This window comes from Aeromonas sp. R1-2, assembly GCF_040908505.1.
Classification (GTDB): domain Bacteria; phylum Pseudomonadota; class Gammaproteobacteria; order Enterobacterales; family Aeromonadaceae; genus Aeromonas; species Aeromonas veronii.
In genome coordinates this window covers 1-14,776 of record NZ_JBFODU010000059.1, presented here as the reverse complement: position 1 = coordinate 14,776, position 14,776 = coordinate 1, and the positions used below count along the sequence as shown (strand labels likewise).

Annotated in this window: 12 protein-coding genes and 1 riboswitch; of the genes, 5 read left to right on the top strand and 7 right to left on the bottom strand. The window is 59.1% G+C overall.

The features are described from left to right. Positions 1 to 209: 209 nt before the first annotated feature. Positions 210 to 1,205, bottom strand: a complete 996-nt coding sequence (moaA, locus tag AB5Y76_RS20040) for a GTP 3',8-cyclase MoaA (RefSeq protein WP_263716790.1) — start codon at positions 1,203 to 1,205, stop codon at positions 210 to 212. Further along, a riboswitch (molybdenum cofactor riboswitch) is annotated at positions 1,193 to 1,333 on the bottom strand. Its footprint overlaps the gene before it by 13 nt. Before the next feature lie 78 nt (positions 1,334 to 1,411). On the opposite strand from moaA, the gene narQ reads away from it, so the two are divergent. From narQ to AB5Y76_RS20025, 3 genes are all read left to right on the top strand, one after another. After that, complete coding sequence (gene narQ / locus AB5Y76_RS20035) at positions 1,412 to 3,124, top strand: nitrate/nitrite two-component system sensor histidine kinase NarQ (RefSeq protein ID WP_100653336.1); 1,713 nt, start codon at positions 1,412 to 1,414, stop codon at positions 3,122 to 3,124. Beyond that, positions 3,124 to 3,762: a two-component system response regulator NarL gene (gene narL / locus AB5Y76_RS20030; RefSeq protein WP_005334471.1), complete on the top strand. Its 639-nt coding sequence runs from the start codon at positions 3,124 to 3,126 to the stop codon at positions 3,760 to 3,762. Before narQ ends, narL begins: the two co-directional genes overlap by 1 nt. 103 nt (positions 3,763 to 3,865) lie before the next feature. Continuing rightward, a complete protein-coding gene (locus AB5Y76_RS20025) occupies positions 3,866 to 4,441 on the top strand; it encodes an LON peptidase substrate-binding domain-containing protein (protein WP_005334473.1) in 576 nt (191 codons plus the stop codon). Between the two features lie 248 nt (positions 4,442 to 4,689). Here the strand turns inward: AB5Y76_RS20025 and AB5Y76_RS20020 are convergent, their stop codons facing one another. Both AB5Y76_RS20020 and AB5Y76_RS20015 read right to left on the bottom strand, forming a co-directional pair. Continuing rightward, entirely contained in the window at positions 4,690 to 6,786 is a 2,097-nt protein-coding gene (locus AB5Y76_RS20020) for an ATP-binding protein (RefSeq protein WP_263716791.1), read from the bottom strand. Between the two features lie 31 nt (positions 6,787 to 6,817). Next, a complete protein-coding gene (locus tag AB5Y76_RS20015; RefSeq protein WP_263716792.1) occupies positions 6,818 to 8,002 on the bottom strand; it encodes an FIST signal transduction protein in 1,185 nt (394 codons plus the stop codon). A gap of 113 nt (positions 8,003 to 8,115) precedes the next feature. Here AB5Y76_RS20015 and yvcK point away from each other — a divergent pair, with 113 nt between their 5' ends. Further along, entirely contained in the window at positions 8,116 to 9,030 is a 915-nt protein-coding gene (gene yvcK, locus AB5Y76_RS20010; protein ID WP_263716793.1) for a uridine diphosphate-N-acetylglucosamine-binding protein YvcK, read from the top strand. A 39-nt stretch (positions 9,031 to 9,069) separates the two neighbouring features. Here the strand turns inward: yvcK and AB5Y76_RS20005 are convergent, their stop codons facing one another. The 3 genes from AB5Y76_RS20005 to lpcA all read right to left on the bottom strand — a co-directional run bounded on the left by AB5Y76_RS20005 (position 9,070) and on the right by lpcA (position 11,249). Next, complete coding sequence (locus tag AB5Y76_RS20005; RefSeq protein ID WP_236271307.1) at positions 9,070 to 9,405, bottom strand: Hpt domain-containing protein; 336 nt, start codon at positions 9,403 to 9,405, stop codon at positions 9,070 to 9,072. Between the two features lie 291 nt (positions 9,406 to 9,696). Next, positions 9,697 to 10,506, bottom strand: coding sequence for a class II glutamine amidotransferase (locus AB5Y76_RS20000; protein ID WP_005353514.1), 810 nt, complete (start codon positions 10,504 to 10,506; stop codon positions 9,697 to 9,699). Between the two features lie 164 nt (positions 10,507 to 10,670). Next, entirely contained in the window at positions 10,671 to 11,249 is a 579-nt protein-coding gene (gene lpcA / locus AB5Y76_RS19995) for a D-sedoheptulose 7-phosphate isomerase (RefSeq protein WP_021230835.1), read from the bottom strand. Positions 11,250 to 11,504: 255 nt separating this feature from the next. Between lpcA and fadE the strand changes: the two genes are divergently transcribed. After that, entirely contained in the window at positions 11,505 to 13,961 is a 2,457-nt protein-coding gene (gene fadE, locus AB5Y76_RS19990; protein WP_236357022.1) for an acyl-CoA dehydrogenase FadE, read from the top strand. Positions 13,962 to 14,008: 47 nt separating this feature from the next. Here the strand turns inward: fadE and AB5Y76_RS19985 are convergent. Then, a partial coding sequence (locus AB5Y76_RS19985; RefSeq protein WP_368177811.1) for an IS1595 family transposase occupies positions 14,009 to 14,776 on the bottom strand: 768 nt, incomplete at its 5' end.

Here is a 14,776-nt window from a genome sequence, read left to right as displayed (position 1 = left end):
AGTCCGAGTCCATGATTGGCATTCTTGATACCAATTATAAGAGTGGGTGTATATTGCGGCCCTGACAAGGTAAGGGATATACCACCAGGGAGATAAACAGGGGGGATTTTTGCGCCAGATCAAAGCCTTGCAGCGCAATAAAAATGGAAGTATCGGTTAAAATACCTCCATGTGAGGATTGCTATTTAATCGTTGGCGATTTTTTGCGGTTATCCGCCGATCGAGGCGAGATGAGGGGTGATACCGGCATTGCCCTCATGGAGACGATGGGTAGCACTCTTGCCCGCCAGTGCCGCGCGAATGCGCTGTTGCAGCTCATCGGATTGTGCATCTGCGCCGAGCAGATCCCGCAGGTCGATGCCGTTGTCACCAAACAGGCACAGATGCAGCTTCCCCAGCGAGGAGACCCGCAGCCGGTTGCAACCGGCACAGAAATCCTTGCTGTAGGGCATGATGAGTCCCACCCCCCCCTGCGAATCGGGGTGCATAAAGACCTGCGCCGGACCGTCATCCGTGCCCCGCAACTGCTGCACCCAGCCGCTCTCCAGCAAGCGCTGTTTGATCTGCTCGCCGCTGACATGGTGGTCACGAAACAGGGTATCCATCTCGCCGGTCTGCATCAGCTCGATAAAGCGCAGCTCGATAGGCTTGTGCCTGATCCAGCCCAGAAAGGCATCGAGCTGGTAGTCGTTGAGCCCCTTGAGCAGCACCGCATTGATCTTCACCGATTTGAAACCGGCGGCCAGTGCTGCTTCGATCCCCTCCATCACCTCGGCCAGCTTGTTCTCGCCGGTGATCTGGTGAAACTGGCGCGGGTCGAGACTGTCGACACTGACATTCAGCGCGTTGAGTCCGGCATCAAACCACTCCTGGGCCCGCTCCTTGAGGCGATAGCCGTTGGTGGTCATGGCGACCTTCTCGATACCCGGGGTGGTGGCAATCACCTTGACGATCTCGGTGAAATCGCGGCGCAGGGAGGGCTCGCCCCCCGTGATGCGCACCTTGCGGGTGCCCATGGCGGCAAAACCGCTGACCACGCGGCGGATCTCGTCAATCGAGAGAAAGGGTTGACGCCCCGTTTTGTGGCCTTCCGGGGGGCGATAACCGTCAGGCAAACAATAGGTGCAACGGAAATTGCACACATCGGTCACCGACAGACGCAAATAGTAAAAACGACGGGAAAAACCATCTTCAAGTGGCAACATAAACACCTTTCCAAATACGGGAGGCCAGGGCATTTCTTTCCTGACCCTTACAGCTCGAACGTCGGCTGACGGCTGGTTTCCCCCTATCGCTAGGACTTAGGCAAAACCGCTCGGAGTTCATCTAGTTTTTCGATGCTAACACAAGTTGGAGTACACTCCCACGCATCTTGCGGGGTCCTTATCACTATTCAGAGGTGCGCATCAGTATGGGAAAACGGTTCAGGGTCCATTCGGTCAGCAGTGCAATCGGGCGTGCCATGGTGTTGATCCTCTTCATGGCCAGCCTGATCGCGCTGGTCGCCATGGTCACCCTCTTCTACTCGGTACCCGATGCCAAGGCGATCAACCTCTCCGGTTCGCTGCGGATGCAGGCCTACCGGATGGCCTACGAAATCGAGCGGGGCGACAGCGTGCTGGGGCGCCTCTCCCAGTTTGAAGAGACCCTGCACGCCGAAGAGCTGCAGGAGACCCAGCGCTGGATCACTCCAGCCTCCCTGCGTCGCACCTATGGCGAGGTGCTCGGCCAGTGGCAGGTAATGCGCCAGCACATCGAGGATCGTACCCCCAGACGGTACACCGATAACACCGAGCAGTTTGTGGCGGCCATCGACAATTTCGTCAATCAGATGCAGTACCACGTGGAATTCAAGGTGCGGATGCTGGCACTGGCGGAGGGGCTCGGCCTGCTGGCCATCATAACCATTGCCTGGTTCACGGTGCGCTTCACCCGCCAGCAAGTGGTCGCCCCCCTCAACCAGCTGGTCTACTGCGCCCGCCAGATCCAGCGGCAGGATTTCGATCTTCAGCTGCCCGCCCACGGCGAAAACGAGCTGGGGGAGCTGTCGCGTGCCTTCGTCACCATGGCGGACGAGCTGGGCAAGCTCTATCGGGAGCTGGAGAACAAGGTGGAAGAGAAAACCGCCAAGCTGCAACAGGCCAACGACACCCTCTCGTTTCTCTATTCGACCGCCCAGAAGCTGCACGCCGCCCCGCTCAGTACCCGTACCCTCATCAAACTGCTGGACCGCGCCGCCGCCCACCAGCATATCGACCACATCCGGCTGACCCGCTTCGAGCACAACGCCATGCCGGTCTACATCTCGGGGCGCACCGGCTGGCCCGGCGATCTCGATGCGGTCGCCAGCTTCTATCTGCAGATGGATGAGCAGGAGTTCGGCCGCCTCGACATCATCAGCCAACACCCCATCGATGAGCGGTTGATTAAAAACTTCACCATGCTGCTGGCTCAGGTGCTGCACAAAGACCAGACCCTGCTGCAACAGCAGCGACTGCTGCTGATGGAGGAGCGGGCGGTGATCGCCCGGGAGCTGCACGACTCGCTGGCGCAGGCGCTCTCCTATCTCAAGATCCAGTCCACCCTGCTCAAGCGCTCTTACGCCAAGGGGCAACATGACAAGGCGCAGGAGGCAATGCAGCAGATCGACGAGGGGCTTAGCAATGCCTATACCCAGTTGCGCGAACTGCTCGGTACCTTCCGTCTCACCATTGGCGATGCCAATCTGGGGGAAGCGATCCGGGTGATGCTCGATCAACTGCAACCTCAGACCCAGGCCGAAATCCGGTTCCATTACGGACTGGCCGACAACGACCTGGAGGCGGGCCAGCATATCCACATTTTGCAGTTGATCCGTGAGGCAGTGCTCAATGCCATCAAACATGCCAACGCGCAAGTGATTGATGTTAGCTGTGAGACCCTCGCCAGTGGTAACATTGAGGTTCAGATTTCAGATGACGGTGTCGGGATCGGACTCGCCAGCTCGGCGATCAACCATTACGGGTTGAGCATCATGAACGAGCGCGCCAGCAAACTGCACGGTCTGCTGACCATCAACGAGCAGCAACCACAAGGCACCTGCGTGCATCTGACCTTTCCCACCAGTCTAGCGAGAGACGCCTGATGGACGAGATGAAATACACAGTTCTGGTCGTAGATGACCATCCCCTCATGCGCAAAGGGATTGTGCAGTTGCTGGCTCTGGAAGAGAACATGGAGGTGACCGGTGAAGCCTCCAACGGCACAGATGCCGTGGCGCTGGCCAAAGAGTCCGAGCCGGACCTGATCCTGCTCGACCTCAATATGAAGGGGCTCTCCGGCCTCGATACCCTCAAGGCGCTGCGGGCCGAAGAGATCACCTCCCGGGTGGTGATCCTCACCGTCTCCGATGCCCGTCAGGATGTGGTGGCTTTGCTCAAGGCGGGTGCCGACGGCTACCTGCTCAAGGATACCGAGCCTGATCTGCTGCTGGCCCAGCTGGCCGACGTGATGACCGGCAAGCAGATCCTGAGCGAACCGCTGCGCCCCTATCTCGAAAACATCTACGAGCTGGATCACCTGCAGCAGAAGCTGGAAAGCTTAACGCGTCGCGAAATGCAAATCCTGCGCGAAATTGCAAAAGGCCTCTCCAACAAACAGGTCGCCTCGGTGCTCCATATCTCCGAGGGAACGGTCAAGGTTCACGTGAAGAGCCTGCTGAAGAAACTCGAGGCGCAAAGCCGCGTGGAAGCGGCTGTCATGTATCTGGAACAGCGCAACTAAGCGCCCTCAACCGCCCGAAAAGCCACCCTCCGGTGGCTTTTTTCATTCTCTGGCACAGTCGCTGCATTGTCATATTCAGCAACTACTCAATGGAGGATGGAACATGAAACTACAACCTTTGGCACTGTTCCCCTTGCCTTCCCACATACTGCCGGGCGGCAAGCTTCCTCTGCGTCTGTTCGAGCCACGCCACCTGCAGATGCTCAAGGAGTCATTCATCAACGATCAGGGCTTTGGCATCGTGATGGAAGAGTCGACCACCTCGGGACAATCCGGCCGCATTCTGCCGGTGGGCACCCGGGTCAAGGTGACCGACTTCTACACCCTCAATGATGGCCTGCTGGGGGTGACGGTGCTGGGACTGGAACGCTTCTGTATCCACGAGATGGAAACAGACGAGATGGGCCTGCGCCGGGCCAAGGTGGAGATGCTGCCCAACTGGCCGAGCACCCACTCAGATTTCAACGACAAGCTGCTGGTCAATCGCCTGCGGGAAGTGTTCGAGCAGTATCCGGAGCTTGATGAGCTCTATCCGGACAAGCGCTTTGAAGATGCCGCCTGGCTCTGCCAACGCTGGCTCGAGATATTGCCGATGCCGATTTATGAAAAGCAGATGCTGATTGCCAAACAAAACAGCGAAGCAGCCCGTAAATTCCTGCATCGCCTGATTTCACAATGACAAAAACAGCGTTGCAAAATGCAATTATTCCAACAATGAAAATGTGAAATTCGCATTTTGCGAGTAAGTGGGAACGCAGAACGCCATAACTAGAGAGAGCCGCTGCGCTAAACGGCCAAAATTGAACACAAAAGAGTCTAAAAAAGTTGGCACAGATTTTTCATATAGATTGATACAACCCGATTTATCCCGTGCTCTCTTCAGTATTTGCTGAAGAACTGGTCAACCCACAAAGTTGACCATTTTTTTTATCCGCGCGTCGGCAACCGCTGACCAAAGTGACGCTGCAAACACTCTCTCAGCCGTGACAAGGTGATTGGCTTGGCGAGAAAGTCATCCATCCCCTGCGCCAGACAGCATGCCTTGTCCTCCGCCATCGCATTGGCTGTCAGGGCGACGATAGGCATACTGCATCCCAACTCACGCAAGCGTCGGGTCGCTTCCAGTCCGTCCATCAGGGGCATCCGCATATCCATCAGGATCAGATCCGGGATCTGCTCATCCACCTGAGCCAGCGCTTCCAGACCATTGGCAGCCAGCCGAACCTTGCCCACCAGTTTTTGTAGCATCAGCGACACCACCAACTGGTTCACCGGGCTGTCCTCCACCACCAGCACATCCAGTGGCAGCAGTGCCGAAGCCCCCTCCTCCCGCTGCGGCTGGCTATGGCAGGGTAGCGCCATGCCGGGCAGTTCGAACCAGAAACAGCTTCCCTTGCCCGGCTCGCTCTTCAGGTGGATCTCTCCCCCCATAAGCGTCACCAGACGCTTGCTGATGGCAAGACCGAGGCCGGTACCGGAAAAACGCCGGGTGGCCGAGTTGTCGACCTGGGAGAAGGGTTCAAACAGCAGCGCCTGATCCGCATCAGCGATCCCGATCCCGGTGTCGGAGACCGAGATCAGCAGCTTCTCATCCTGCCAACCCAGGTGCAGTGTCACCTGCCCCTGCTCGGTAAATTTGAGGGCGTTGTCCAGCAGATTGCCCATCACCTGCGACAGACGCATCGGATCCCCCTGTAACTCCCGGGGCACAGACTCATCGACCCGATAAACCAGCGCAATCCCCTTGGCGGTCGCGCGAGCTTGCAGCGGCTCGACCAGGGATTGGCAAAGCTGGACGGGTTGCAGAGTCTCGCAGTGAAACACCAGGGTTTGCGACTCGATTTTCGAAAAATCGAGCACGTCGTCGATGATGGTTTGCAGCAATCTGGCCGAGTGGGTGGCATGGCGCAGCAGGCTCTGTTGCTCCGGCGCCAGCTCGGCATGCTGCACCAGATCGAGCATCCCCAACACCGCATTCATGGGCGAGCGGATCTCGTGGGTCATCATGGCCAGAAACTGGGACTTGGCACGGTTGGCCGCTTCGGCCTCATCCCGTGCCCGCGCCAGCTCCTCTTCCCTACGGATCTGGTTGCTGATATCCCGGGCAGTGCCGCGATAACCGATAAACAGACCATCATGGTCAAAGCAGGGCTCGGCGCTCACCTCCATCCAGCAGGGGCCGTGTTGCAGCGCGACCTGCATCCGCACCCCTCGCACCGGCCGGCGCAGCGCCAAAAGCTGCAGGTATTTCTGGGCATCGCAGCTCTGCTTGTTGCAGACGTAGTCATAGAGGGTCGGCCGGGTCGCCTGCGGGGTCATCTCATCCAGATAACCCGGCTCTGAGGCATAACTGAGGCGATGCTCGGCATCTGTCTCCCAGAACCAGTCAGAGGCCATGGCGGCGAAGCTGCGAAAACGGCGTTCGCTGGCCTGTAGCGCCTCGGTTTTTACCGCGACCTGTTCCTGCAAGCGGGCCCGATAGGTGATGTTGACCAGCGCCTGGGCGATAAGCGGACGGCAACGCTCCATGGCGGCCTTGCTGGTGAGATCGAAGGTGCCCGCCCGGGCGTGGCGGCAGATGAGGGTGGCGGTAAAACCGGGGGCCTGTAGCCCGGTCAGCATCACGCTGGCCCAGCCCGGCTCGCTTGCCAGCGGCGCCAGCTCAGGCAGCTGGGCGGGATCGTAAATCACCAGGGTTTCACCCGAGATGGCGCGGGCAAATGCCGGTGTCATGCGCCAGCTGCGGGCTGATAGCATCGGCTCGGTACTGAGGTGGGTACTTCCCTGCTCCCCTTCCCAGGCCACCACATCCGCGTGCTCAAAGCCGATAAAGGGTTTAAGCACCTGGATAAGGCTCTCCAGCACCTGCTCCAGCGTCTTGGCATTGGCGAGGGTGGCAACGCCCCCCAGCAGAGTCTGGGACTCGTGACGATACTTGGCCTCGCGCTCGCGGCAACGCATAAGATCGACCAACGTGGTCTGCAATTTGTCGCCGAGGGCTTCCAGTTCACTGTTGCCAATCATCTTGTTGCCTGCTCTGTTATGTTCTGCCGACTCAACGGGTCAGGAAAATCACACTCGATACCATCAGGTTGCCGTGGGCCAGCTCGCCATTGGGCAGCCGCCCCTGCTCGCCGAAGGTAAAGGGGGTGATAAAAGGGATCTTACCGAGGCGAGCCTGGCTCTGCTCGACAAATTGGCACAACATATCACCTAGCGCCAAACGACAACCAGCACAAAAGATGATGAGCGCGCCGATAGGCTGCAATTCCACATCGACCCCATATCCTGGCTCGATACGCATGGCATTGAGGCTGCGCTGCAGCAACCCTTCCTGACTGCTGTACATCAACAGCAGACGCTCCCCTTGCACCACATCGGTAAAGAGCCGCAGCCCGCCCTGTTCGGTCACAGCTTCAGGATGGGAGAGTTTGTAGTAAGGAATGCCATCCAGTGCTCCCACCTGACGAGCCAGCGGGGTGAGCGTGGTCTCGCGCAAAATCGCCCCCACCGGCCAGGGCTGCTCGCGCCCGCACCAGCGGGCATAGACCTCGGCAGCAGGCTGGTGATCGATGGTGAGTACCTCCCGCCCGTTGCAGGCTGTGATCTCGCCGCTGAATTCGGCAGGCACATAACCGGAGTGAAACTGAAAAGCCAGCTGGCAATCGGGATAGAGCACCGCCAGACCGATGCCATCCTGACTCACCGCCTCATCCCAGCAGAGCTGCCAGTCACCGCTGACGCTGCTATCAGCCGCGGATCCACCGACCACCGGCACCGAGGCACCGAGTTCGGCCTCGATACCGGCCAGCAGCCCCTCTTCCTTGCCGGGACTGGCATGAAACAGGATCAACTGGGGCAGCTCGCCCGGCCGACCACAGTTGCTCATGGCTCGGCGCAGCAACTGCCGCACATCCACCCCGTCACCGCTGGCACCGGCTACCCCGAATGCCCCTTTCTCATCGTACAGAGCAGCAACGGCCAGCCCATATCCGTCTCGGGCATGGTGTCCCATCTCGGTCATGACACCTCCGCAAGAGCTGCAACCCAACAGACGGGTCGTCGGGAACTGGCGTTTGAGCGCGTCGCGCAGTATCGCCCCCTCATGGGCTTGGGTAAAATAGAGTAACAGCAGGGAGGGGGCCTGATCGGCATGGTGACGCAGCTGCGCGCAGATATCTTGGGCCGCCAGCGATGAATTCTGGGCGAGGGAGTGAACGGTCAGAAATTTCAACACCATCTCCTTGTTTTATCGAATGGCAGCCTCAAGCAAAAATCATACCTTTATCAAACAATTATCTCGCTTCGCTTGCTAACATAGCGGTCAACTGAGACCAATGACAGGACGCCCATATGTGGCAAAAAAACATCAATGACTTCGATCGGGTCGTTGCCATCGGTGGTGGCCATGGCATGGGACGAGTGCTTTCGTCCCTCTCGTTTCTCGGTCAACGGCTCACCGGCATCGTCGCCACCACAGATGATGGTGGCTCGACCGGACGCCTGCGCAAGAGTCAGGAGTGCATCGCCTGGGGCGATCTGCGCAACTGCCTGAACCAGCTGGTGACCGATCCCAGCATCGGCAGCCTGTTGTTCGAGTACCGCTTCGCCGGCAAAGGCGAGCTGGCGGGCCACAACCTTGGCAACCTGATGCTGCTGGCGCTCGATAATCTCTGTGTCCGTCCTCTTGATGCTATCAAGCTGATCAGTGACATGCTCAAAATCGAGTCACAATTGCTACCCATGTCTGAATTTCCCACCGATCTCTGCGCCCATATGGAGTGTGGCACCCAGATCCTGGGAGAGGTATCCATCGATCAACTGGCAACACCACCCCTCTCCCTCGGCCTGATGCCGGAGGTGCAAGCGACCCGCGAAGCGGTGCTGGCACTGCAGCAGGCAGACATGATCATTCTGGGGCCGGGCAGTTTTCTCACCTCCATCATGCCGCCACTGCTGCTGGCCGAGATCGCCCAGGCCATCAACGAGAGCAGCGCCATGCTGGTTTTTGTTTGCAATCTGGTGGCGGAAAACGGCCCTGCCAGCCAGCTGGATCTGATGAGTCAGTGTCGCTGGCTGGAGTCCCGGGTCGGTCAGGGTCGGCTGGATGCCATCCTGGCCCCACAAGGCGCGGGTGATGCGGGGGACTGGCAAGGGCGAGTGATCGAAGCCGAGGTGGGCGAGCTTGAGCTGCCCCATCGGCACGATCGGTTGAAGCTGAAACTGGCGCTGGACCGAATCATCCAGCAACTGCTCAACCAACGTTAGGCAACGGTCACGGCGCCCCGGCATCCCTGCATGGCGCCGTTACTGATAATCGGCAAGAAACGCGAGCACCTGGGGCAAGGAGGCCTCCAGCAGTTGCAATTGGCGCTCTGCCTCGGCCACATTGGCCTGCTTGCTGGCCATCTCCAGCGCCATCACCTGCTGATAGCTCGGCATGGCGCCGTAGCTGCCACAGGATGATTTCATGCTGTGCGCCACCCGAGCCAGCGCCTCCCACTCTCCCTGTTCATAGAGGGGTCTGAGCTGACTCAGCTGCTCGCCCACCTCTTCAATAAAGACTGCGATGACCACGGGCAGCATATCCGGACCGATATCCTCTGCCAGCTGCTGCAACACCTTGCGATCCACCCACTCCATGTGAGGCTCCTCCAGAACGGTATTCAAACAGACCATACTATAGATAGTTTTCGATGTCGTGGCTCACGACCAGGCTGTGATGAAGCACCCGATTGGATGGCTCAGGGAATAAAGTGGCAAAAAATGTGATCAGTATCGAAATAGCGATGCTGAAACGCCCCTCAATACAACAACTTGATTGCCACAGATTAACAATTGATCAACACTCAATGCCGTCAGAGTGATGATGCTCAGCAACACCTCTCATCCCTTTTGCCTTTTATGGCTGCTGCGAAGAACCAGGGTAGGTATCTACCCTGGTATTTTTTTATCTTGCTCAAGCGCGACCTGATTGGTCGCCACCCGCTCCCCCATGCGAAACAGATTGAATTCGCCGGGCGCCATTTTGACCCAATTCTCATTGCCGGTCAGCGGACGGGTGGTGATCAGGGTGACCACATCGTTGGGGGTGGTCTCCCTTTGAAAGTCGATCACCACCTCCTCATCCAGCAGGCTCGCCTCGCCAAAGGGCGCACAGCGAGTCAGCCAGTGCAGGTTGTTGCTGCAGTAGCTCATCACATACTCCCCGTCCGAGAGCAGCATGTTGAACACCCCGAATGCTCTGAGCTCGTCACACAGGGTAGCGAGATAGCGAAACATGGCGGGAAAGTTGGCCGGACGCTTGGGATATTTTTGCTCCAGCCGATCGAGCAGCCAGCAGAAGGCGTGCTCGCTGTCGGTATCCCCCACCGGCCGGTGGCGGCCGGTTGGCAGCTTCTTGTAGCCGGTCAACTGACCGTTGTGAGCGAAGGTCCAGTAACGGCCCCACAGCTCACGGGTAAAGGGGTGGGTATTTTCCAGCGACACGCAGCCACGGTTGGCTTGCCGAATGTGGCTGACCACGGCGCAGCTCTTGATGGGCAGCGCCTGTACCAGTCTGGCGATGGGAGATTGGGCGCTGGGCTCGGGATCCTTGAAGGTGCGAAAGCCCTTCCCCTCGTAGAAGGTGATCCCCCAGCCATCCTTGTGGGGCCCGGTCTTGCCGCCGCGCAGCATCAACCCGGTAAAGCTGAAGCAGATATCGGTCGGCACATTGGCACTCATGCCGAGCAGTTCGCACATATCCGGCAGACTCCTTTCATGATTTGGCTTGTGTCATGTTCGACCAGCACGCTGGTTCGACAGACAACAGGGGAAGGCGCTATCCCTTCCCCTGTGACTGGCAACAACCGGCAGATGGCGAACCATGCTACCGGCGCAGCCCTTATCTGGTAGTTATGGCCTGATTACTTGGCCATCTCTTTTTCGACCAGCTGGATCAGGATGTGGATCACCTTGATGTGCACTTCCTGAATACGGTCGGCATAGCCAAAGTGCGGCACGCGGATCTCGACATCCGCCAGACCCGCCATCTTGCCGCCATCCTTGCCGGTCAGGGCGATCACTTTCATCCCTTTGGCGCGGGCTGCCTCGATGGCTTTCAAGATATTGCCGGAGTTGCCGCTGGTGGAGATACCAAGCAGCACGTCGCCACGGCGGCCGACCGCTTCTACGTAGCGGGAGAAGACATAGTCATAGCCAAAGTCGTTGGAGACGCAGGAGAGGTGGCTCGGATCGGAGATGGCGATACCGGCATAACCCGGGCGGTTCTCGCGGTAACGACCGGTCAGCTCTTCGGCGAAGTGCATGGCGTCACAGTGGGAACCACCGTTGCCACAGGAGAGCACCTTGCCCTCTTCCTTGAAAGAGTCGGCCAGCATTTTGGCGGCCGCTTCGATGTTTTTCAGGTTCTGCTCATCAGCCAGGAAGGCCTGCAGCACGCTGGCAGCTTCGGTCAGTTCATTGCGGATCAATTCTTGGTACATGATGTCTCTTCCACTGTTTTTAGTGTGCGTGTAGATCGCGGCTATTCTCGCACAAGCGAATCGCACAGTCGCCCCCCTGCGAGCCACAGCGCTGGCGGCGCGTGAGCGTTATGGGGATCACAGAGAGAAGGTAAAGGAGATGTAAACAGCTTGATAACTTTGTGCGTATGAATTACAACAGGGGCCATATCCAACAGGTCAGACCTCTGGATCAGTTACGCCACGTTGGCAACCTAACCACGCAAGGAGCAAGCAATGACGACGACCCTCACTCTGCTCGGGGTGATCCTGGTTATCGGAGCCCTGGCCTATCGCCGGGCATCCCTGTTCATCTCCACCCTGGTCACCGGCGCAGCCCTGGTGCTTGGCGCCATCTATGGTCATGTGCCCTTGCTGGTATGGGCGCTGTTCGCGGTGATCGCCATCCCGCTCAATCTGGTGGAATTTCGCCGCAATCAAATAACCAAGCCGCTGTTCAAGATCTACAAATCGATCATGCCGGAGATGTCCCGCACCGAGAAAGAGGCGATTGAAGCGGGCACCACCTGGTGGGAAGCCGATCTGTTCGCGGGCAACCCGGACTGGAAAAAACTGCACGCCATCCCGGTCAGCGCCCTCTCTGCCGAAGAGCAGGCCTTTATGGATGGTCCGGTCGAGGAGGTGTGCCGCATGGTGAGCGACTGGGAAGTGACCCACGAGCGCGCGGACCTCTCCCCCGAGGTGTGGCAATACCTGAAGGACAACAAGTTCTTCGCCATGATCATCAAGAAGAAATATGGCGGTCTGGAGTTCTCGGCCTACGCCCAGTCCTGCGTCCTGCAAAAACTGTGCGGCGCCAGCGCCGTGCTCGCCTCCACCGTCGGCGTACCCAACTCGCTGGGCCCGGGCGAACTGCTGCAGCACTATGGCACTGACGAGCAGAAGGATTACTACCTGCCCCGTCTGGCAGTGGGTAAAGAGATCCCCTGCTTCGCCCTGACCAGCCCGGAAGCGGGTTCTGACGCAGGTTCCATCCCCGACTTCGGTATCGTCTGCAAGGGCGAGTGGGAAGGCAAAGAGGTGCTCGGTATGCGCCTCACCTGGAACAAGCGCTACATCACGCTCGCCCCTATTGCTACCGTGCTGGGTCTGGCCTTCAAACTGCGTGACCCCGAGCACCTGCTGGGTGAAGAGGAAGAGCTCGGTATCACCTGCGCCCTCATTCCCACTCACATCAAGGGTGTCGGCATCGGCCGTCGCCACTTCCCGCTCAACGTGCCGTTCCAGAACGGCCCGACCCAGGGCAAGGATGTGTTCGTCCCGCTCGATTTCATCATCGGTGGCCCGGCCATGGCCGGTCAGGGCTGGCGCATGCTGGTCGAGTGTCTGTCGGTCGGTCGCGGCATCACCTTGCCCTCCAACAGCACTGGCGGCGTCAAGATGCTGGCCCTAGCGAGCGGCGCCTACAGCCGTATCCGTCGCCAGTTCAAGCTGCCCATCGGCAAGATGGAAGGGATTGAAGAGCCGCTGGCCCGCATCGGCGGCAACGCCTACATCATGGGCGCCGCAGCCAACCTGACCGTGACCGGTATCGACCTTGGCGAGAAGCCCTCGGTCATCTCCGCCATCGTCAAATACCATCTCACCGACCGTGCCCAGAAGTGCATCATCGATGCCATGGACATCCACGGCGGCAAGGCCATCTGCATGGGCCCCAACAACTATCTGGCCCGTGGCTATCAGGGTGCCCCCATCGCCGTTACGGTGGAAGGGGCCAACATCCTGACCCGCAGCATGATCATCTACGGTCAGGGCGCTATCCGCTGCCACCCGTATGTACTGCCGGAGATGCTGGCTGCCAGCCATCCCGACAAGGAGCAGGCGCTGAAAGATTTCGACAAGGCGGTGTTCAGCCACGTCGGCTTTGCCATCAACAACCTGGTACGCAGCTTCTGGCTCGGTATCACCGGCGCCCGCTTTGCCGCGGCCCCTTACAAGGATCAGACCAAGGGCTACTACCAGCAACTCTCCCGCCTCTCGGCCAACCTGGCGTTCCTGTCAGACATGGCGATGGGCACCCTGGGTGGCGAGCTCAAGCGCAAGGAGCGGGTCTCCGCCCGTCTTGGCGACGTGCTGAGCCAGCTCTATCTGGCCTCCAGCGCCCTCAAGCGCTATCAGGACGAGGGACGCCAGCAGGCCGACCTGCCGCTGCTGCACTGGGCACTGCAAGATGCCATGTTCAAGGCGCAAGAGGCGATCGACGAACTGCTGCGCAACTTCCCGAACCGCTGGATTGGGCTTGCCCTGCGCGCCGTGGTGCTGCCGCTGGGTCGTGACCTGAACCGTCCGTGCGACAAGCTGGACCAGCAAGTGGCCCGTCTGCTGCAAACCCCGAGCGAAACTCGCAGCCGCCTGGCCAAGGGGCAATACCTGACTCGCGAAGAGGGCAACCCCTTCGGTCTGCTGGAGCAGGCGCTCGATGACGTGCTGGCCGCCGAGCCGCTGTTCGAGAAAGTCTGCAAGAGCGATGGCATCAAGCGCCCCTTCATGGCGCTGGACAAGGTGGCCGACATTGGCCTGGCCGCTGGCGTACTGACCCAGAGCGAAGCGGAGCTGCTGCGCCGCGCCGAGGTAAGTCGCCTGCGCACTATCAACGTCGATGATTTTGACCCCATCGATCTGGTGGCCAACAAGAAGCTGTTTGAAGCCTCCGCTTACCATCACGCGGCCTGATAACCTGCTATCGACAACGCCTCCCTTGTGGAGGCGTTTTTTTATGGCTATGTCCCAATTACGTGTTGCATGGGGCGCCCCAGCGCCTCATGCAAACATGTTTTGATATTTACGCCTTTTCCGTAACGCTCCAGCATCCGGCGCCAACCCAAGTAGTTCTTCAGGTAGTGCGTCGCCACGCCATGGAACCGCTCCATCCACTCTTTCAACCGATGGTGATATCCATTTACATGCTGGATGTGATACGCACCGACCACCCGTTTGCCTTGACGATTGCGCACCACCTGATGGGTTACACCCTGCTCTTTGCTGAAACAGGCATACACACCCGCTCCATCGCTACACAGCACCGCATCCGGTGACACCAACGGCTTCAACACCGCGATGACCGTCTCGGCATCTATTTTCTCCAACTGGAAATCCGCATGGTGGCCTGCACGGTCTTGTACTACCATCACCGGGATGTAATCTGGCCCGGTTCCACGAGTTCGACCTTTACCACCGCGATGACGTGGTGGACGCGGCAGTCCCCGCTGCCCCTTGAACGATTCAAGGAAGAAGGTCTCATCAACCTCAACGATGCCCTCTTCCCGGGTGGCCTGATGGGTTGCCATCGCGCGCAAGAAGCGGTGACGCCAGAGGAACGCGGTGTTTTTGCTGACCCCACAGCGCCGTGCGGCTTGGCGGACAGTCAGTCCTTCGATGAGGGCTTGCGCGCAGTCTTCCCAGCACTGTGCTTTACGCAATCTGGCCAAGGGCGTCTTGGTCAGAACGGTGCTGGTGCGCAGACACAGTTTGCAACGGTAGCGGCGCAG

Excerpts from the sequence above, each read along its gene's own strand:
- AB5Y76_RS20005 (WP_236271307.1), bottom strand. The coding sequence starts at position 9,405 with ATGGAGTGGGTGGATCGCAAGGTGTTGCAGCAGCTGGCAGAGGATATC.
- fadE (WP_236357022.1), top strand. The coding sequence starts at position 11,505 with ATGACGACGACCCTCACTCTGCTCGGGGTGATCCTGGTTATCGGAGCC.
- narL (WP_005334471.1), top strand. The coding sequence starts at position 3,124 with ATGGACGAGATGAAATACACAGTTCTGGTCGTAGATGACCATCCCCTC.
- lpcA (WP_021230835.1), bottom strand. The coding sequence starts at position 11,249 with ATGTACCAAGAATTGATCCGCAATGAACTGACCGAAGCTGCCAGCGTG.
- yvcK (WP_263716793.1), top strand. The coding sequence starts at position 8,116 with ATGTGGCAAAAAAACATCAATGACTTCGATCGGGTCGTTGCCATCGGT.
- AB5Y76_RS20020 (WP_263716791.1), bottom strand. The coding sequence starts at position 6,786 with ATGATTGGCAACAGTGAACTGGAAGCCCTCGGCGACAAATTGCAGACC.
- AB5Y76_RS20025 (WP_005334473.1), top strand. The coding sequence starts at position 3,866 with ATGAAACTACAACCTTTGGCACTGTTCCCCTTGCCTTCCCACATACTG.
- narQ (WP_100653336.1), top strand. The coding sequence starts at position 1,412 with ATGGGAAAACGGTTCAGGGTCCATTCGGTCAGCAGTGCAATCGGGCGT.
- moaA (WP_263716790.1), bottom strand. The coding sequence starts at position 1,205 with ATGTTGCCACTTGAAGATGGTTTTTCCCGTCGTTTTTACTATTTGCGT.
- AB5Y76_RS20015 (WP_263716792.1), bottom strand. The coding sequence starts at position 8,002 with ATGGTGTTGAAATTTCTGACCGTTCACTCCCTCGCCCAGAATTCATCG.
- AB5Y76_RS20000 (WP_005353514.1), bottom strand. The coding sequence starts at position 10,506 with ATGTGCGAACTGCTCGGCATGAGTGCCAATGTGCCGACCGATATCTGC.